A 17,245-nucleotide genomic window follows, 5' to 3' on the forward strand; every position below is an offset into this window, starting at 1 on the left:
GCAATTATTGCGGGTCGAGGCCGAGCACGTCATCCGATTCGGTCGGTTCCTCTTCGGGGGCGTCTTCGACCTCGGTAAGGGTGATGGTCGCACCGGTGGAATCGGCCAAAAGGCACATGCGGCCGAAGGGCGAATCCCATGGTTCGCGGATGACCTCACCGCCTAGTTCCACGGCCTTCTTCGCGGCGGCGTCGATATCGCGCACGCCCAAATAGGTCTGCCAGAAGCTCGGGACCTGCGGCGGGAACTGTCCCTCGGCGTTCCACAGTCCTGCAAACGGCGCGCCGTCTTCTTCGGCCGTGGCGTAGATAAAGTTCTCATCCTCGGACTGCATGGCGCGAATTTCCCAGTTGAATAGCTCGCCATAAAAATCCATTGCGCGCTGGAAACCCGAGGTAGCAGTGAGCTCGTGCCAGACCGGGGTGCCGGGCTCGCCAGCGGCAACGAAGTGCTCCGGGCCGGCGGGCTGGATGAGGCCGAACATGCCCCCGGCGGCGTCGACAAGCAGGGCCATGTGCCCCAGCTGCACCTGCTGCGGCTCCACTAGGATGCGCCCGCCCAAGTTCTGCGCGCGCTGGCAATCGCCCGCGATGTCCTTGGACAGGAAGTAGGTCACCCACGTATCCGGCATGGGGGCGTCCTCCGGCTGCGGGATCAACCCGGCAATGGGTAGGCCCTGCAGGCGCGCCATCCGGTACGGAGTATCTTCGCCGGACTCGGCGGAAATTTCCCAGCCCAGCACCTGCTCGTAAAAGTGCGCGGACTTACGCGGATCCGAGGTGGTCAGGTCAATCCAGTAGGGCATGCCCACTTCAGCTTCGAATGCTGGCATCTACATATTCCTCCACTTTTCTGGATCAAAGTCATCGTCGGCCGTGGCTTCATCGAAGTAATCATCATCATCGTCCGGCTCGCCCACGCGGGCGCAAGCATCCTCGATGCACACCTCGTCGCCTGGGTGGAGCATGGCACCCCGGCGCGTTTCGGGTTCGCCATTGACCGTGACCACGCCTTCTGCGATGAGCTCTTTGGCCTCGCCGCCGGTAGCCACCAAGCTGGCCAGCTTGATGAACTGGCCCAGTTTGATGGAGTCGCCGTTGATAGGAATGTCTAGCATGCCGCCCAGCTTACCCAGCCCGCGCGCGGCTATAGCTACGGGTGGGCGATATGGAAGAAATCCAGGACCGTATCGGTGGTCCACTCCGCCCTCACCAGCCCGGAATGGTCCGTGGCCCCGCCATTCCACGTGTGCGTGCCACCGTGGATGGTGTATTGCTCGGTGCGCGCATCACATACCCGCCAGGTAAAGTGCTCCACCGCTTCTTTCCGACGCCTCTTTGGAAACGGATTACACCCATTCTCCCTGGCAATCCCGCGCAGTGACTGCTTCACCGAGCGGTAGTGCGCGCCGTGCTGGTGCCCGCCATCGTAATTCATGAGCACGTCCTCGGTGCCGTGAATATCCAGGTAATCGGTGGGCTCGCTGGCGCAGTCCTTTTCCACGCGGTCATACTTAGCCGCCGAGACCGTCGCCACCGCCTCGAATAGGCCCGGCCGCTTGCAAGTCACCGCGCGGGCAAACCCGCCACCATTGGAAAAGCCCACGCCATAGGTGGTCTCAGAAGCTGGATAGTGACGGCGGACGAAATCGATGGTGTCATCGACGTATTTGAGGTCATCGTCCAAGCTGGTTACCGCATAGGGTGCCGGTGCCCACGCCTTGCCCGCACCTTGGACAAAGACGGTAATGGAATCGCCCTGGGATAAGTCGGTGCCTTTGAACATGTTGCCGGCGTCCATCTCATAGCCGTGCATCGCCACGACCACGGGCAGGCGGTGGTGCTTATCCGCATTAAACGGCACGTGGACTACAAAACTGCGATGATTTTGCAGGTTAATGATCTGGTAGCGGCCATTGGCCGTTGTGCCCTGGTCCGGCAGCGTGGTGATATAGCCATCGGCCGCGCCTTGCGATTCATTTGGCACGCTGCCCGGTAACGGCGGTTCTTCCTCGCACCCCGCCATGAGTCCGGCGGCCGCGCATAACCCAGCGCACAGCACCAGTGTTTTCTTGCCGATTCTAATCACGGGCGCGCAGCTTCACCGCCGTGCCGGTAGCCGTGACCATCAACATGTCATTCGACGTTCCCATGGGCGAATAATCGAAGGCGATGCCCACCACACCATCGGCCCCGAGCTCCTGCCCGCGCCGCCACAACTCATCGAGTGCCGCCTCGCGCGCCCTGATGGCCTCGCTTTCATACCCGGTGGAGCGCCCACCGGTGATATTGCGGATGGATGCCCCGAAATCCTTCAGCATATTAATACCGATGACGGTTTCCCCGGCGATGATGCGGATATAGCCCGTAATCTCATAGCCATCAACGGTATTGGTAGTGGTAAAAATCATGGCCCCAGATTACATGGCTATAAGTCCACGCACTCCCTCGAAAAGGATGATGACACCCAGCAGCAGGAAGACCACGCCGCTGACAATATCCACCCAGGCGGAGTTCTTAGCCATCCACTTTGAGACCGCACGAGTACTCAGAGCCACGCCGACAAAAAGCACGAGGCTTTCCAGAATCAATACGGCACCCACCATGAGATTGGCGCCGATGCCCATGCCGGGATCGATGAAATTGGCAAAGATGGCGCCGAAGAAGATGACCACCTTGGGGTTCGAAAGATCGCAGATAAATCCCATGCGATAGGCAGTGCCCGCCTTGATGATGCCGTCCGGTGTAAACCCGCGCGGCTGCGGGGTGCGGGTTTCGGTGCCCACGACGGTTGCAGGCGCGCGACGCTCCTTGATGCCACCGGTAATGGCGGTATAGGCCATCCACAGCAGGTAACAGCCACCGAGAACCTGCAGCGCCACGAGGATCCCAGGGTGCGCGGAAATCAGCGCGGACAGCCCCGCCAAGGAGGCCACGGTCCAAATGGTAAGGCCGGTGGTACTACCAAGCGCCGCCCATACGGCTGCGCGCGTAGAGCGCGCACCTAAGCGAATGATTTGCACTACGTCTGGGCCCGGCGAGGCCATCGCCGCGAACCACACGCCCATTAAGGTCACCAGGGCGCTAATAGCCACCTAACACCTCCATACTCGCATGCGATTGGATTAACACATGCCACTATAAGAACCCTCTCACCTGCAGCGAAACAGGTAAGTTCTGTGATTTAGGTAGCTCCTATATCAGTTCTTTTATGGAAATCCGCCACCTGCACTAACCGAAGAGCTCGATAGCGCCCTCGACGGCCATAACGAGTCCCAGCACCGCAAAGATAAGACCGGAAACGATATCGATGGCCGTGGAGTGATGCGCAATCCAGCGCGATGCCGCGCGCACAATGAGTGTAAAAGTAGAAAACCATGCCACGGGCATCGCCACGCGGATTGCCGCCACCGCAACGGTCCAAGTGGGCGACATATCGGGGCGAATGAACTGCGCGAAAACCGCACCAAAGAATACGAGCGCTTTCGGATTGGACAGGTTCGTGACCACCCCGAGCTTATAAGCGCGCCACCCGGTCATGTCATCGATGCTGCCGGCCGCAATGGCCTGTTCCGTGTAATTCTCAGTGCCCGCCACCACGGTAGGTACGCGGCGGACGTAAAGCCGGAACGAATCTAAGACACGCCCATATAGACAAGAAAAGCCCGCCAATGAGTTGCAGCGCACCCAACACACTAGGCCGTGCAGTGATCACCGCGGAGCGCCAGCCAAGGATGCCGTCACCCAAAACTCTGTGCCGCTGCACACCCCAACGCACACATCAACCCGGCGCGGGTCGCCCGCGGGGTCACACGGATGACTTGAACCAAGTTGAATTTAAGTTCAATGTGTAGGTTAGCCGAATAAGAAGCTCTGACAGATGGTGGGGTAATCCTGCTCTGACATCTTATTCCAGCTTGGATGCGCTGGGATTAGGACTGGTCACGTGTGAGAAGGTTTCGTGTACAACTAGTGACATGAACTTTTTATTGCTCGGTGGTACCGGTTTCCTTGGAGGACACATTGCGGCGGCAGCAATCGACCGAGGGCATCAAGTTACTTGCCTCGCGCGGGGTAACGGGAAGGTTCCCAATGGAGCCGAATTTGTGAGTTCAGACCGTGACCGTGACGGTGCGTACGATGAGGTTGCGGGGAAAACTTGGGACACCATTGTGGATCTGACGAGTCAGCCGAAGCATGCGCGGGATGCGGCGACGAAACTCCAGGCCAAGCATCGTATATTTGTGTCTTCGAGCAGCGTATATGAGGACCAAGGAAGTATTTCTTCCGAGTCTGATTCCGTAGTCACTCCGCTTGAAATTGACTACATGGAGAACATGGGGCAGTACCCGGCCGCAAAGTCTGCTTGCGAAACGATTTATCGCAACATAAATAGGTCGGTAATGGTAGTTCGACCCGGTCTGATCGCCGGCTACGGCGACGAAACAGGGCGCAGTGGTTACTATCCGTGGCGCTTCGCGCATCCCACGGGTGAGAACGTGATCGTCCCAGACCCGGCGTTTCCCGTCGCTATGATTGATGTGAAAGACCTTGCAGACTGGATAGTTGAGTCTGCAGAAGTTGGAACTTTCGGAACCTTTAACGCCACGGGGTTTGCTACTTCCTTGTCCGATGTGTTCAAGATTTCGCGTGAGTTAACCGCATCGGAGGCTACGGAGCGACCTTGCTCTGATGAACTGCTTCTCGCTAATGATGTAACCCCGTGGATGGGCCCAAAATCGTTGCCGTTGTGGGTACCAGGTGAACAGTTTCGCAACATCGCGCTACTCGATTGCGCCACAGCCTACGAAGCTGGCCTGCAGATTCGCCCGTTGAAAGAAACATTGGCGGATGCGCTGCGATTCGAAGAAGAACAGCAGGGGGAAAGACTCGCTGGACTCAGCGATGAAGAGGAAGTCGTGCTTCGCCAGCGGTTAGAAGATGGTATTTAGCTTCGGAGGAACAGTTTTAGTTGCAGTCGGGACCGTACTAAGTTGGTTTTCGTTCCGCGACTGACTGTTAGAATGAGTCCGAATCTGACTTGAGGGGAACTTCGGCGGTGCTAGCTCTTCATGACGCGGAACGATCTAGCCTGCGGAGGCTGCCTTTCCGAGCAGGAAACGCCTTGCGGCACACTTTTCGGCTTCTCGAATCGCTTGCAACTGAGTGAGGTAGCCTTCTTTCGCCACTCCGTCGAGTTTAAATTTAATACTACCTCTGGAAACAAGAAGTAAAGGAAGTCAGGGATATGGAAATAAAGGAAGTCAGGGATATGACTGCGTTAGAGGCTGCCCAAGAACTCTTAGAGGATGTCAATTCCCTTCTTGACCACCATCCCGCACAGAAGGACCCTAAGCCGGGAAAGCCCGCGGGGCCAGGTTACGGGCCGTTGCTGCGCGCGGGTACATCCCTCTGCTATACGGCGTGGGAGGTCTATGTCGAAGAATCACTGATCGAGACGGTTGAATGGCTTTTGACGAATAAGAAAGCCGATGAGCTGCCGGAAAAGTTACGGTCGTGGGTGGCTGAGCAAAGTAGTGATCCGTGGGTGTTCGTGGGCGACTCGTGGCGATCGGCTGTACTTGAACTTGTTCGATTGCGAATCGAAGGAGATTCGGACGGCCGTTACGGATTCAACACAGCTAACGTTCGCGGTGTCGAAAGCCTGTACAAAAGTATCCTCGGTTTCTGCCCGCTGCGGGAAATCAAATGGCAGAAGAAAACCAACGCGGCGGTGCGGAAACAGGTTTCCGAGCTGGTCAAAATACGAGGTGAAATTGTGCATCGAGGTTCAACGCCCGATGCGCTTAACCTTGGTCTAGTCCGTAATTGGGCTGATTTTGTTCGGCGACTGATTGAAAAATTCGATGAGCACATGGTTGAATTTAGGTGCAATGTGTAGCTAGGCCTTGGGGCTGCCCACACAGAACTCGTTGCCCTCTGGGTCCTGCATGATGGTCCACACCAATCCCGGTGCTTCGTGGGTGTCTAGTTCGGCAGCGCCCAAGCCTTTGAGACGCTCTACTAAGGTTTCGCGCTCCGATCCGCCAACGTCGATATGCATGCGGTTCTTGCCAGGCGTGGGATCCTCGACGCGCTGAAACCCTAGCGCCGGGGTGGAATCAACCATCACGAAATCGCCGTAATCCGCGGCGATTTCGCAGCCGGTTGCGGCGGACCAAAACTTGGCGAGCTTTGAGGGATCGTGGCAGTCGAAGGTGATCTGGCGGATCGTGAAGTTGGGGTCACTCATGGTTTCCATTATGTGCGCGCGTCAGCGCGCCTGCAATAATGCGAGGTGTTTCTGGTGGGGGTATCAGACCAGTTCTCTCCGGCCATGTCAGCCCCATACGTCATAATGGAGGCATGGCCGAGCTGGACCCCGAGTGGGCGATCAATGAGATAGACGCGTTCCTGCAAGTCACAGCGAAGGTAGTCCCCGACATGGGCCCGGGCATCGCCTACCTTGGAACCGTTATGAGTGGATCGCCGACTGAGGCTGCGGCGCGCGCCCATGTCGTTGAAATGATCCTTGACCGAGTGCTTCCCGGGTGGAGACAAGGACTCCCGGTCCAGGACAAGGAGTATAGCTGGCTGAGGGGTCAAGCGGCCCGGGCCAAGACAGCGCTTGAACGTCGGTCTGAACTCGCTGAAAAGCTCGGAGAGAACACGCCAGACTTAGATGCAGCCAATCTGCATCCGTGGGCGTGGGAAAATGGCAAGGGTTACTGGAATCACGGGCACTACCATCAAGCCGTGATGCAGGCTGCCATCCGCGTCAATACAGAGACCCAAGCGAAACTGAACCGCCTAGACGTATCTGAAACAGCACTTTTCAACGAGGCGTTTTCACTCCGTGATCCGAAGCGTAATGTGCCGCGCCTTCGGCTTATGGAAAATGATGGCAGTAAGACGTTTGAGAACCTGCATCGGGGCGCCCGCGCCTTTGCAGAGGGCTTGTACGCGGCAATCCGCAATCCCGGGATGCATGTTCCACACGACGGTGGTGAGGAGCAAGTCGCGTTGGAGCAGCTCGCGGCTTTCAGCCTATTGGCTCGCTGGGTTGATAAGGCTACCGTCCTGGAGGGGTGACAACATCGGTTTACGGGATAGCAGTCCGCTTGAGCGAAGGATGTGGGGAGCACGAACGCCTGTGATGGAGGTGCCGGGTGCTCAGTCAGCAAGGCCGTCCAGGACCATCGCCGTAGTTTTGTGCAAGGTTAACGCCAGCGACTGGGCTGGGTCCAAGAATGAATCTCGCACACGTTAAACTGCGCCGACACTCTGTGGAGTTCAAATTAAACGTGTAACGCGGGGCGTTGATGACGCTTCGCGTTATTGGGGGGTAGGTTGAAGCGCGGCCTGTTCGTTCGCCGACGCGGCCGCCGCCGGATTCTCGGCGGCGATTCCGGCCCGAACCTCGGGGACATCCCCCATCTTCGATAGCTTTAGTGAGCACGACCACGACCATCTGATCTGGTGCGCTGGTTTTCGTTCGGCTCTCGGTCTATTCCGCCACCTCATGCGCGGCCGCGAAACCGCGGTGAAGAATCTGCATCTAGTCGGTTACGGCAACTGGAACGGCGAAGGCTCGGCAACGCTGATGAGGGTGGGGTCCTTTGTCAAACACACTGCCCAGGTAGTCGCGGGCTGTGTCGATGAGACTCGGCAGCACTCCGAATGGATGTCCGCGGTATCAAGGCCGCTGAACTATTCAAGTTGCGGGACAAAAAGAGTCTCGCAGTGACGCTTGGTCCCTGAGCAAGTTCGATCCTTCCACGATCTGCGCTGGAGACGCGGAGCGCTCGGGGGCCCTTGACCTGCTGGGGCACGTGCCGGGTGGTGGCTCGCCCACAGCCCCCGTGCCCACCCACACCGAGAAGGGACAGGTCACCGAGTACGATCCCGATTCCACGGAGACGGACCGTGAACTCGAATGACGTGCCTGGCCCAAGGTGTGTCCGCTCGGCGTGTGGTTTAACCCTTATGAGACTTGCCGGTCGCAGCCTCAGCGCTTCGCTTGCGCAGCCCGCAGGCCGTTCAAGATCACGATCACTTCGGCGACCTCGTGAACCAACACGACGGCGGCCAGGCCTAGCACGCCGCTGATCGCCAGTGGCATCAACACGATGATGATGGCCAGAGACAGCACGATGTTCTGGTTGATGATCCTGCTTCCTCGGCGGGCGTGCTGCAGCGCCTTCGGAATTAGCCGGAGGTCGTGGCCGGTGAAAGCGACGTCAGCAGACTCGATCGCGGCGTCAGAGCCGGTCGCTCCCATCGCTATGCCCACCGTCGCACCCGCCAGTGCCGGCGCGTCATTGATGCCGTCGCCGATCATCGCCGTCGGCGTCTTGGAGGAGAAATCGGCGACGATGCTTGCCTTGTCCTCAGGGCGCAGCTCGGCGCGCACGTCGTCGATTCCGGCGATTCCAGCCAGCGCCCGGGCGGTGCGAGTGTTGTCGCCAGTGAGCATGCTTACTTCCACGTCGTTGGCGTGCAGGGCCTGCACGGCTTCGGGCACCTCGGGCCGCAACTCGTCACGGACCCCGATCGCCCCGGCGAGAGCGTCATCGACGGTGACCAGGACGCAGGTCTGGCCCTCGGACTCCATGCGCTCAACGTCCGCTTTCAGTGGCCCGGCGTCGATCCATCGGGGGCTGCCCACCAGCACCCGTCGGCCTTCGACGGTGCCGCCAATGCCATGCCCAGCTTCCTCGCTGATGTCCGAGGCGGTGGGCGCTTCGGGCCCCGCTGCCGCGATCGCTGCGGCGAGGGGGTGTGTCGATTGCTGCTCAACTGCCGCCGCGAAGGAAAGCACCTGCGTCTGATCGAATCCGTCTGCCGGGACCACTCCGGTAACCTCAGGCTGGTTGCGGGTAAGGGTTCCGGTTTTGTCCACTGCCAGGTGACGGATGCCGCCGAGTCGCTCGAACGCCGCGCCGGACTTGATGACCACTCCGAACTGGCTGGCCGCCCCGATCGCGGCCACGACCGTCAGCGGCACGGAGATTGCCAGCGCGCACGGCGACGCTGCGACCAGGACTACCAGCGCACGGGTGATCCACGTCTCAGGGTCGCCCAGCAGCGAGCCGATAACGCCGACCAGCACCGCCAGGATCATCACCCCGGGCACTAGGGGTTGGGCAATCCGGTCGGCGATCCGGGCGCGATCGCCCTTTTCCGCCTGCGCTTGCTCGACTAGGTCCACGAGTGTGGTCAGCGAGTTGTCCGTTCCAGCTGCGGTCGTCTCGACCTCCAGCACCCCGGCGGAGTTGATCGCTCCCGCAGGCACTTCGTCGCCGGGCGCAACCTCCTCCGGAATGGATTCTCCGGTGATCGCTGAGGTGTCAAGGCTGGAGCGCCCGGACCGAATGATGCCGTCCGTGGCGATCCGCTCCCCGGGGCGCACGAGCATTAGCTCGCCAACCTCGAGGTCCTTCGCTACGACCTCGGCTGCTGTGCCGTCGCGCAGCACCGTCGCGGTCTGCGGTACCAGCTTCAACAGTGCCCGCAGTCCGCCTTGGGCCCGATCCATCGCCTTGTCTTCCAGTGCCTCGGCGATCGAGTACAGGAACGCTAGCGCCGCGGCCTCTCCGACGAATCCGAGGAGCACCGCGCCGACCGCGCTGATCGTCATTAGCAAGCCAATGCCGAGCTTGCGCTTGGTGACAAGGTTCCGGATCGCTCCAGGCGCGAACGTGTAAGCGCCCAACAGCAGGCCAACCCAATACAGTACCGTCGCGGGCGTCTCCAAGTCGGACCAGCCCAGCGCCAGTCCTGTTATGAGGGCTACACCGGAGAAGATCGGCAGCAGTAGCTCAGGGTCCTTCCACCATGGCCGATCGAGCTCGTCAATCTCCGTGACGGGTTCGTGTTCGCATCCACATGCTGAACTCATGCGTCCGTTCCTTTCTCGCCGCAGTCGGGCACCGAGCACTCAGTGTCGATACAGGGGGCATTCTCGTCGACGGCCAGCGTCGCGTGGACCAGCGCTTCGAGCGCTGCCGCGAGGTGGGGATCGGCGATTTCGTAGCGGGTCTTGCGGCCCTCCGGCTCAGCTACGACAATGCCACAATCGCGCAGGCAGGATAGGTGATTCGAGACGTTCGAGCGGGTCAAATCCAAGCTTTGCGCGAGCACGGCCGGGTAGCTCGGACCGTCTAGTAGGGTTAGCAGGATTCGGGAGCGCGTCGGATCAGCCATGGCCCGGCCGAGCCGGTTCATGACGTCGAGACGCGAAGCAATAGTCAGCATGCGCTGAATTATACAGTATGCGATGAACTATTTAAAATGGGCTGAACTAACAGTCACGCGAAAGTCCTGCGACCTGCAAGAATTAGTCGATGGGATAGCCGATGACTGGTCCTTCACGGTTCGGCTGCCAACTCAACGCGGGGGCGACATGGGCGGCGAAATTCTCCAGAATCTTCACGTGGATGTCCACACCCACCCCTGTGGGGATGGGGATGAACAGGGTGTCGGCGGACATGACGGCGGCGTAGGTGCGGCCAGCGACACTGACACCAGGTTCTCCATCAAGGGCTAGACACTGACGGACATTGCGTACGGGTCGAACCACACGTAGCAAGGCTTTCTAATAGCCAAATGACTAACTCTTTTCGCTGGTGTCCGGGAGTGATACGTCCTTGAAATCGGCGGTGTTGGCTATTCCGCGTACAAAGTACTGGCACTGCTGCTTGGAAACCACTTTGGTCTACGAAGCCATAGCCTTCAAGCTACATCGCAGGAAAATTCCATTTCACTGTCGGTATGGGCCTTTTGCAGTTGGTTAATTCGAAATTCGTTCACTGTCTCCTTAGCCACCCGCACGATTAACGCGGTGTTTGGTCATCCTCGCGCGAGGCGAGCAGCTCCTTCAGGTGCGTATCGATGTCATCGAGCTTCTTAATAACGTTGACGGCGAAAACGATACTAATGACTACAGCGATAATGCTGAGCATCAATGTCCCCCTTTCTCTGGCAGTTCACTCCATCGGATCTGATTCCTTGCCCGACGATTAAACCATGGTTCTGGCCCAGCGGATGGGAAGGCACGGTGGGGACAAAGGGGGACGTCGGCAAGCAAAAGCGCCGCGCCCCACAATGGGAAACGCGGCGCTAGAGCAATCCGGCGGGAGGGTGCTTAGTGATCAGCGCCCTGGATGGAGTGCTTGTGATCGCGGATTGCTTCGCCCTCAGCGTAGAGCGGCATATCCTGCTTGGCCTTGTACCACTCGGCGTGGTTTGGCTCGAGCGGGGTGCGGCCAGCGATGAGGTCGGCAGCCTTCTCGCCCACCATCATGGTTGGGGAGTAGATATTGCCGTTGGTCACGGACGGGAAGACGGAGGCATCCGCAATGTAGAGGCCTTCCACGCCCCACACGCCCATGGTGTCCGGGTTAACCACGGCCATCGGATCGGACTCCGCGCCCATCTTGGCGGTACAGGATGGGTGCAGCGCGGTCTCGCCATCGTTGCGGACCCACTCCAGGATCTCTTCATCGGTCTGGACATCCGGGCCCGGGCTGAACTCGCGGGCGCCGACCTCTTCCATGGCCTTGGTATCCAGCAGGGAGCGAGCGACGCGCACGGCCTCAACCCACTCGCGGCGGTCCTGGTCGGTCTTCAGGTAGTTGAAAAGGATGGACGGCTTGTCGTGGATATCGGCGCTCTTGATGTGAACGTGGCCCTTAGTATCGGAGAACATCGGGCCCACGTGCCACTGGAAGCCGTGCTTGACGTCCGCCTTCTGGCCGTCGTAACGCACGGCCATCGGCAGGAAGTGGAACATGAGGTTCGGGTAATCCTCGTTCTCATTGGAGCGCACGAAGCCGCCGCCCTCGAAGTGGGAGGTAGCAACCGGGCCCTTGTGGGTCAGCAGCCATTGCAGACCCATGAACGGCCAGCGCCACTTATCCAGGTAAGGCTGGGAGGAAGCGGTGGACTTGGTGGTCTCGTACTGGATGTAGACCTCGAGGTGGTCCTGCAGGTTCTCGCCCACACCTGGCAGGTGCTTGACGACGTCAATGCCGTGCTTCTCCAGAATCTCACGGTCACCAATGCCGGAGATCTCCAGCAGCTGCGGGGTATTGATGGCGCCGGCGGACAGGACGATCTTCTCGGCGTAAACGCGGTGAACGCCACCCTGCCACTCATACTCGACGCCGACGGCCTTCTGGCCCTCGAAGAGGATCTTGGTGGTGAAGGCGCGGGTGCGGATCTCGAGGTTCTCGCGATCCATATTGGGGTATAGGTATGCGCGAGCAGCGGACCAACGCTTGCCGTTCTTAATATTGCGGTCGAACGGAGCGAAGCCTTCCTGGCGGTAACCGTTGACGTCATTGGTCAGGTTGTAGCCGGCCTCCTGCACGGACTTGAACAGGGCCTGGAAGAGCTCGGAGGTAGCCGGACCGCGGGAGAGGTACAGCGGGCCATCGTGGCCACGGCGCGGATCGTTCGGCTCAGCCGCAGCGGCGGTTTCCATGCGGTTGAAGTACGGCAGGCAGTGGGCGAAGTCCCAGTTCTCCATGCCCGGGTTCTGGCCCCACTTCTCATAGTCCATCGGGTTACCGCGCTGGTAGATCATGCCGTTGATGGAAGAAGATCCGCCGAGAACCTTGCCGCGGGCATGGTAAACGCGGCGGCCGTTCATCTCCGGCTCCGGATCGGACTCGTACATCCAGTCATAGTTCTTTGCACCAATCGGGAAAGAGAAACCGGATGGCATGTGAATGAACAGATCCCACAGGGAATCTGGGCGGCCAGCCTCAAGGACCAGCACGCGGGTGTTCTTGTCTTCGGTCAGGCGTGCGGCGATGACGGAGCCTGCGGAGCCACCGCCAACGACGACTACGTCGCTTACTTCATCGGTGACCTTTTTAGCGGAACGCTTCTTGGTCAGCTTGTCCATAAAACCCATAAATCCCCTTCTTTCTGTGAAATATTTCACACGTCAAGATTGCCCCACCGGAAGTGAAAATATTGTAATTTATACAAAAGTCTGTATTTATTCACATCGCCTTATGTGCGGGCACTATCTCCAGAGTACACATCCCTCTAGAAGTTTGCCCATCTTAATGTATATTTACCTTGTCCGGATGGATGTCTCTGGAGATGAAATCCGAAGTCTTTGCGCATAGTTCGCCCGAATATGATTCATTTCACTCACCTATCTCTCCCTGCGATCTTGTGAGCATTTTGGGGCACCCGTGCGAAAGATTCGGCCCAAACCAACCAACAATAGGAGAAGTAGATGGCTAACTTTGACCCTCACGATCCTGAGGAGTCTCACACTTCAAGTAAAGACCCCCAACAAGGGGGTAAAAACACCTCTCTCGCAACCCCCTCTGGGGATACCAAAAAGCGCAGCCCGCGCTACCAAGTCCGCGCCCTCGTCGGCAGCTATAAGGCAGAAACCGGCGATGATGTAGGCGCAGCCGAGGTCCCCGCCCCCAAAACCAACTGGCCGGTATTTATTATCTCTGGCGTGTTGATCATCGCCATGGTGCTCTACGCCGGCTTTGGCCGTGAATCGGCGGCGGAGACCCTGGCCAATGTCACCGGCTGGATTGGTACCAACCTCGGCTGGTTCTATGTTCTCACCGCCACCATCGCCGTGGTTTTCGTCCTTTATATTGCCATCTCCAATGCCGGCAATATCCGCTTAGGCCCGGACCACTCGCGGCCCAAATTCAATACTTTCTCCTGGGTGTCCATGCTCTTTGCCGCCGGCATTGGCGTGGATCTTATGTTTTTCGCCGTCGCCGAGCCGGTCACCATGTACATGGCGCCGCCCGTGGGCGAGGGCGAGACTATGGAGGCCGCCAAGGAAGCCGTGGTCTACGCCATGTTCCACTATGGCCTGACCGGCTGGGCCCTCTACGCCCTCATGGGCATGGCCTTCGGCTACTTTGCCTACCGCCTGAATATGCCGCTGGCTATTCGCTCCGCGCTCTACCCGCTCATCGGCAAGCGCGTGCATGGCCCTATCGGCTCCGCTGTCGACATCGCCGCCATGTTGGGCACTGTCTTCGGTGTTACCGCCTCCCTGGGCATCGGCGTGGTGCAGCTGTCCTATGGCATTCACCTCATCTTCGGCTTTGAACAGAGCTTCGGTCTGCAGGCCGCGCTCATCATCATCGCTATCACTATTGCGACCCTCTCGGCCGTATCCGGCGTGGATAAGGGCATCCGCTTCCTCTCCGAGCTCAACGTCTACCTGGCCATCGCGTTGATGATTTACGTCGTCGTCTTCGGCAAGACCGCGTACCTCTTCGATGCCATCGTGACCAATATCGGTGACTATGTCTCGAAGTTCCCATCCTGGACCATGGAGACCTTCGCCTTTGCCGAAGACCAAGCCAACGTAGATACCTGGATGCAGTCCTGGACCCTCTTCTTCTGGGCATGGTGGATCGCCTGGGCGACCTTCGTCGGCCTCTTCCTGGCCCGCATCTCCCGCGGCCGCACCCTGCGCCAGTTCATCTTCGGCACCCTGACCTTCCCGTTCCTATTCATCCTGATGTGGATGTCCTTCTTTGGTAACACTGCCTTGGACATGGTCCGCTCCGGTGACTACCCAGAATTCGCCGAAAACGCGATTAACGTACCGGAACAGGGCTTCTACGACATGCTGCACGAGTTCCCAGGCTCTGGCATCGTCATCTTCTTGACCACCTTTATTGGCTTGCTGCTCTATATCACCTCGGCCGACTCCGGCGCGCTGGTGATGTCCAACTTCACCTCTCGCATCACCGATAACCGCCAGGATGGAGCACGCTGGCTGCGCATCTTCTGGTCCGTGACCGTAGGTGCGCTGACCCTGGCACTGCTGCAGATCGATGGCATCGCCACCGTGCAGTCCGCGACCGTCGTGATGGGCCTGCCCTTCGCCTTCGTGGTCTACCTCATCATGTTCTCCCTATGGAAGTCCCTGCGCCTTGAAAACGTGCAGCGCGAGGCCCGCACCACCGCTATGCACGGCGTGATTTCCTCCCGTACCGAGCGCGAGCCTTCGGATTCCAACCTGTGGAAGAACCGCCTCGACCGCGCCAATACCTACCCCTCCAAGCAGGAGATGGATACTTACCTGCGCGATACCGCCACCTATGCTTTGGAGCAGGTTGCTACCCACATGCGTACCCGCGGCTACGATGCCCTCTTGCTCACCAGCGAGCTTCCCGACGTCGAACTGCCCCAGCTCGACCTCGAAGTAAAGCTGCACAATGAACGCATGTTCCGCTATCAGCTCTTCCCGGTTGCGGCCGAGCGCCCCGACTTCAGCACGGGCGAAGGAGACGAATACTACCGCCTCGAGGTCTATGACATGACTGGCTCCTTGGGCTATGACGTCTACGGCTACTCCGAGAACCAAATCATCAATAACGTACTGGACCTCTACGAGCGCCACTTGGCCTTCCTCTACATGCAGCAGACCCAACCGGGTGAGTCCGATGTCTCCGATGGCGCCGAGCCCGAGCGCACCTGGCGCGAAGATAGCTAAGCTGGCCAGTACAACTACCTCTATGAGAGAAAGGTTGCTTTTCACTTGAGCACCCAGAACACTCTGTTCGACCCCACCCAGACCGATTTGCTGAAGGGCGTGCATGCCGACGGCGCCCCGAAGTCCCTGTTCATCAACGGTAAGTGGGAAGCCGCCCAGAGCGGCGAGACCCGCACCATCATCTGCCCGGCCAATGGCTCCACCGTGGGCCTGGTTTCCGAGGCATCCGACAAGGACACCGAGCGCGCCATCAAGGTTGCACGTGAAACCTTCGACAATGGCGAGTGGGCTAATACCCCGGCTGCCGAGCGCGGCAAGCTCGTCATCCGCGTGGCCGATTTCATCCGCGAGCACAAGGAACTTTTCGCACAGGCCGAATCCGCCGATACCGGCAAGCGCTACGAGGAGTCCTTGGGCGATATGGATGACATCGCCAACGCCTTCGAGTTCTTCGGCACCCTGGCCCAGCACCAGGCCGGCCGCGTAGTCGACCCGCAGGATCCCAACCTGCGCTCCCGCATCGACGCCGAGCCTGTTGGCGTCTGCGGCCTGATTACCCCGTGGAACTACCCGCTGCTGCAGGTCTCCTGGAAGGTTGGTCCGGCCCTGGCAGCCGGCAATACCTTCGTCCTCAAGCAGGCGGAGCTCACCCCGCACACCGCCATGCTGCTGATGGCCGTCCTCAAGGAGTGCGGTCTGCCCGACGGCGTGGGCAACCTCATTACCGGCGCTGGCGCTAACTGCGGCAACCCGCTGTCCCAGCACCCGGATGTAGACATGGTCTCCTTCACCGGTGGCCTGGTCACCGGCAAGATCATCGCCAAGAACGCGGCTGAGACCGTCAAGCGCACCGCGCTCGAGCTCGGTGGCAAGAACCCGAACGTCATCTTCGCAGATGCCGACTTCGACGTCGCCGTGGACAACGCACTCAATGGCGCCTTCTTCCACTCCGGCCAGGTCTGCTCCGCAGGCTCCCGCATCGTCGTGGAAGAGTCCCTGCACGATAAGTTCGTCGATGCCCTGGTAGAGCGCGCCAATAAGATCAAGATCGGCGGCCCGACCGATGAGAAGGCGGAGACCGGCCCGCTCATCTCTGCCGAGCACCGCGAAAAGGTCGCCGCCTACGTAGACAAGGCACGCGAGCAGGGCGCCAAGATCCTCACCGGTGGCCGCGCAGCCACCAGCGAGGACACCAACGGCCAGCACGGCACCGGCACCACCGACCTGGGCGCCGGCGTCTACTACCTGCCAACCATCATCGATGGTGCTACCCGCGAGATGGATTGCGTGCACGACGAGGCCTTCGGCCCGACCGTGACCATCGAGACCTTCACCACCGAGGAGGAGGCCATCGAGATCGCCAACGACACCGAGTACGGCCTGGCAGGCGCCGTCTACACTTCCGACGCCGGCCGCGCCGAGCGCGTAGCCCGCGCCCTGCGCCACGGCACCATCTGGATCAACGATTTCCACCCATACCTGCCGCAGGCAGAATGGGGCGGCTTCAAGCAGTCCGGCAACGGTCGCGAGCTTGGCCCCACCGGCTTGGCTGAGTACCAGGAGCACAAGCACGTGTACCAGAACCTCTCCCCTGCCGCTTGGGATCAGTTTGGCCTGCAGTAACTAAGCCGGCCGCATAACAGTCAGCCCCCGCTGCTCGGAAGGTGAACTGCTCCCCATTAGTTGGACTGAGAAATCAGTTTCCGATTAGTGGGGAGTAGTTTTCATTGAGAGCTCGAAG

General features: G+C 59.6%; 17 protein-coding genes. 5 read left to right on the forward strand and 12 right to left on the reverse strand.

Features of this window, described 5'->3' with window-relative positions:
* Positions 1-4: 4 nt before the first annotated feature.
* The 6 genes from QP884_RS09195 to QP884_RS09220 form a co-directional block, all read right to left on the reverse strand.
* Entirely contained in the window at positions 5-832 is an 828-nt protein-coding gene (locus QP884_RS09195) for a VOC family protein (RefSeq protein WP_284821813.1), read from the reverse strand.
* Positions 833-1,117: an RNA-binding S4 domain-containing protein gene (locus QP884_RS09200; protein WP_005323225.1), complete on the reverse strand. Its 285-nt coding sequence runs from the start codon at positions 1,115-1,117 to the stop codon at positions 833-835.
* A 35-nt stretch (positions 1,118-1,152) separates the two neighbouring features.
* Positions 1,153-2,088, reverse strand: a complete 936-nt coding sequence (locus QP884_RS09205; protein ID WP_284821814.1) for an alpha/beta hydrolase family esterase — start codon at positions 2,086-2,088, stop codon at positions 1,153-1,155.
* The gene (locus tag QP884_RS09210) at positions 2,081-2,410 is read right to left on the reverse strand and encodes a YbjQ family protein (protein ID WP_284821815.1); all 330 of its coding nucleotides are present in this window, start codon (positions 2,408-2,410) and stop codon (positions 2,081-2,083) included. The genes QP884_RS09205 and QP884_RS09210 overlap by 8 nt, the downstream gene beginning before the upstream one ends.
* Before the next feature lie 9 nt (positions 2,411-2,419).
* Positions 2,420-3,094, reverse strand: a complete 675-nt coding sequence (locus tag QP884_RS09215) for a LysE family translocator (protein ID WP_284821816.1) — start codon at positions 3,092-3,094, stop codon at positions 2,420-2,422.
* 136 nt (positions 3,095-3,230) lie between these two features.
* Positions 3,231-3,596 (reverse strand): LysE family translocator, encoded by a 366-nt coding sequence (locus tag QP884_RS09220; RefSeq protein ID WP_284821817.1) that lies wholly within the window; start codon positions 3,594-3,596, stop codon positions 3,231-3,233.
* 380 nt (positions 3,597-3,976) lie between these two features.
* On the opposite strand from QP884_RS09220, the gene QP884_RS09225 reads away from it, so the two are divergent.
* The gene (locus tag QP884_RS09225; RefSeq protein WP_070605728.1) at positions 3,977-4,951 is read left to right on the forward strand and encodes an NAD-dependent epimerase/dehydratase family protein; all 975 of its coding nucleotides are present in this window, start codon (positions 3,977-3,979) and stop codon (positions 4,949-4,951) included.
* 296 nt (positions 4,952-5,247) lie between these two features.
* A complete protein-coding gene (locus QP884_RS09230; protein ID WP_284821818.1) occupies positions 5,248-5,901 on the forward strand; it encodes a HEPN domain-containing protein in 654 nt (217 codons plus the stop codon).
* Here QP884_RS09230 and QP884_RS09235 read toward each other — a convergent pair whose 3' ends face one another.
* Positions 5,902-6,252, reverse strand: a complete 351-nt coding sequence (locus tag QP884_RS09235; protein WP_347951280.1) for a VOC family protein — start codon at positions 6,250-6,252, stop codon at positions 5,902-5,904.
* Positions 6,253-6,365: 113 nt separating this feature from the next.
* Here QP884_RS09235 and QP884_RS09240 point away from each other — a divergent pair, with 113 nt between their 5' ends.
* The gene (locus QP884_RS09240; RefSeq protein ID WP_284821819.1) at positions 6,366-7,091 is read left to right on the forward strand and encodes a TIGR02391 family protein; all 726 of its coding nucleotides are present in this window, start codon (positions 6,366-6,368) and stop codon (positions 7,089-7,091) included.
* Between the two features lie 916 nt (positions 7,092-8,007).
* On the opposite strand, the gene QP884_RS09245 is transcribed toward QP884_RS09240, so the two are convergent.
* From QP884_RS09245 to betA, 5 genes are all read right to left on the reverse strand, one after another.
* Positions 8,008-9,900: a heavy metal translocating P-type ATPase gene (locus QP884_RS09245; RefSeq protein ID WP_250411536.1), complete on the reverse strand. Its 1,893-nt coding sequence runs from the start codon at positions 9,898-9,900 to the stop codon at positions 8,008-8,010.
* Entirely contained in the window at positions 9,897-10,256 is a 360-nt protein-coding gene (gene cmtR / locus QP884_RS09250) for a Cd(II)/Pb(II)-sensing metalloregulatory transcriptional regulator CmtR (protein ID WP_150851294.1), read from the reverse strand. The genes QP884_RS09245 and cmtR overlap by 4 nt, the downstream gene beginning before the upstream one ends.
* Positions 10,257-10,338: 82 nt before the next feature.
* Positions 10,339-10,581: a hypothetical protein gene (locus QP884_RS09255; RefSeq protein WP_371744450.1), complete on the reverse strand. Its 243-nt coding sequence runs from the start codon at positions 10,579-10,581 to the stop codon at positions 10,339-10,341.
* A gap of 253 nt (positions 10,582-10,834) precedes the next feature.
* Complete coding sequence (locus QP884_RS09260; protein WP_284821820.1) at positions 10,835-10,963, reverse strand: chemotaxis protein; 129 nt, start codon at positions 10,961-10,963, stop codon at positions 10,835-10,837.
* A 182-nt stretch (positions 10,964-11,145) separates the two neighbouring features.
* Positions 11,146-12,921 carry a choline dehydrogenase gene (gene betA / locus QP884_RS09265; RefSeq protein ID WP_250411541.1) on the reverse strand — a complete coding sequence of 592 codons (1,776 nt, stop codon included), beginning with the start codon at positions 12,919-12,921 and terminating at the stop codon, positions 11,146-11,148.
* 333 nt (positions 12,922-13,254) lie between these two features.
* Here betA and betT point away from each other — a divergent pair, with 333 nt between their 5' ends.
* Both betT and QP884_RS09275 read left to right on the forward strand, forming a co-directional pair.
* On the forward strand, positions 13,255-15,504 hold the full coding sequence (gene betT / locus QP884_RS09270) for a choline BCCT transporter BetT (RefSeq protein ID WP_284821821.1): 2,250 nt from the start codon (positions 13,255-13,257) through the stop codon (positions 15,502-15,504).
* Between the two features lie 45 nt (positions 15,505-15,549).
* On the forward strand, positions 15,550-17,127 hold the full coding sequence (locus QP884_RS09275; protein ID WP_284821822.1) for an aldehyde dehydrogenase family protein: 1,578 nt from the start codon (positions 15,550-15,552) through the stop codon (positions 17,125-17,127).
* The last annotated feature ends 118 nt before the right edge of the window (positions 17,128-17,245 follow it).

This window comes from Corynebacterium tuberculostearicum, from assembly GCF_030229345.1.
GTDB classification, from domain to species: Bacteria; Actinomycetota; Actinomycetes; order Mycobacteriales; family Mycobacteriaceae; genus Corynebacterium; species Corynebacterium tuberculostearicum_G.

Bases quoted from the DNA above. Each gene is read 5' to 3' on its own strand.
- QP884_RS09195 (WP_284821813.1), bottom strand. From the start codon at position 832: ATGCCAGCATTCGAAGCTGAAGTGGGCATGCCCTACTGGATTGACCTG.
- QP884_RS09200 (WP_005323225.1), bottom strand. From the start codon at position 1,117: ATGCTAGACATTCCTATCAACGGCGACTCCATCAAACTGGGCCAGTTC.
- QP884_RS09210 (WP_284821815.1), bottom strand. From the start codon at position 2,410: ATGATTTTTACCACTACCAATACCGTTGATGGCTATGAGATTACGGGC.
- QP884_RS09225 (WP_070605728.1), top strand. From the start codon at position 3,977: ATGAACTTTTTATTGCTCGGTGGTACCGGTTTCCTTGGAGGACACATT.
- QP884_RS09230 (WP_284821818.1), top strand. From the start codon at position 5,248: ATGGAAATAAAGGAAGTCAGGGATATGACTGCGTTAGAGGCTGCCCAA.
- QP884_RS09235 (WP_347951280.1), bottom strand. From the start codon at position 6,252: ATGAGTGACCCCAACTTCACGATCCGCCAGATCACCTTCGACTGCCAC.
- QP884_RS09240 (WP_284821819.1), top strand. From the start codon at position 6,366: ATGGCCGAGCTGGACCCCGAGTGGGCGATCAATGAGATAGACGCGTTC.
- QP884_RS09245 (WP_250411536.1), bottom strand. From the start codon at position 9,900: ATGAGTTCAGCATGTGGATGCGAACACGAACCCGTCACGGAGATTGAC.
- cmtR (WP_150851294.1), bottom strand. From the start codon at position 10,256: ATGCTGACTATTGCTTCGCGTCTCGACGTCATGAACCGGCTCGGCCGG.
- QP884_RS09260 (WP_284821820.1), bottom strand. From the start codon at position 10,963: ATGCTCAGCATTATCGCTGTAGTCATTAGTATCGTTTTCGCCGTCAAC.
- betA (WP_250411541.1), bottom strand. From the start codon at position 12,921: ATGGGTTTTATGGACAAGCTGACCAAGAAGCGTTCCGCTAAAAAGGTC.
- betT (WP_284821821.1), top strand. From the start codon at position 13,255: ATGGCTAACTTTGACCCTCACGATCCTGAGGAGTCTCACACTTCAAGT.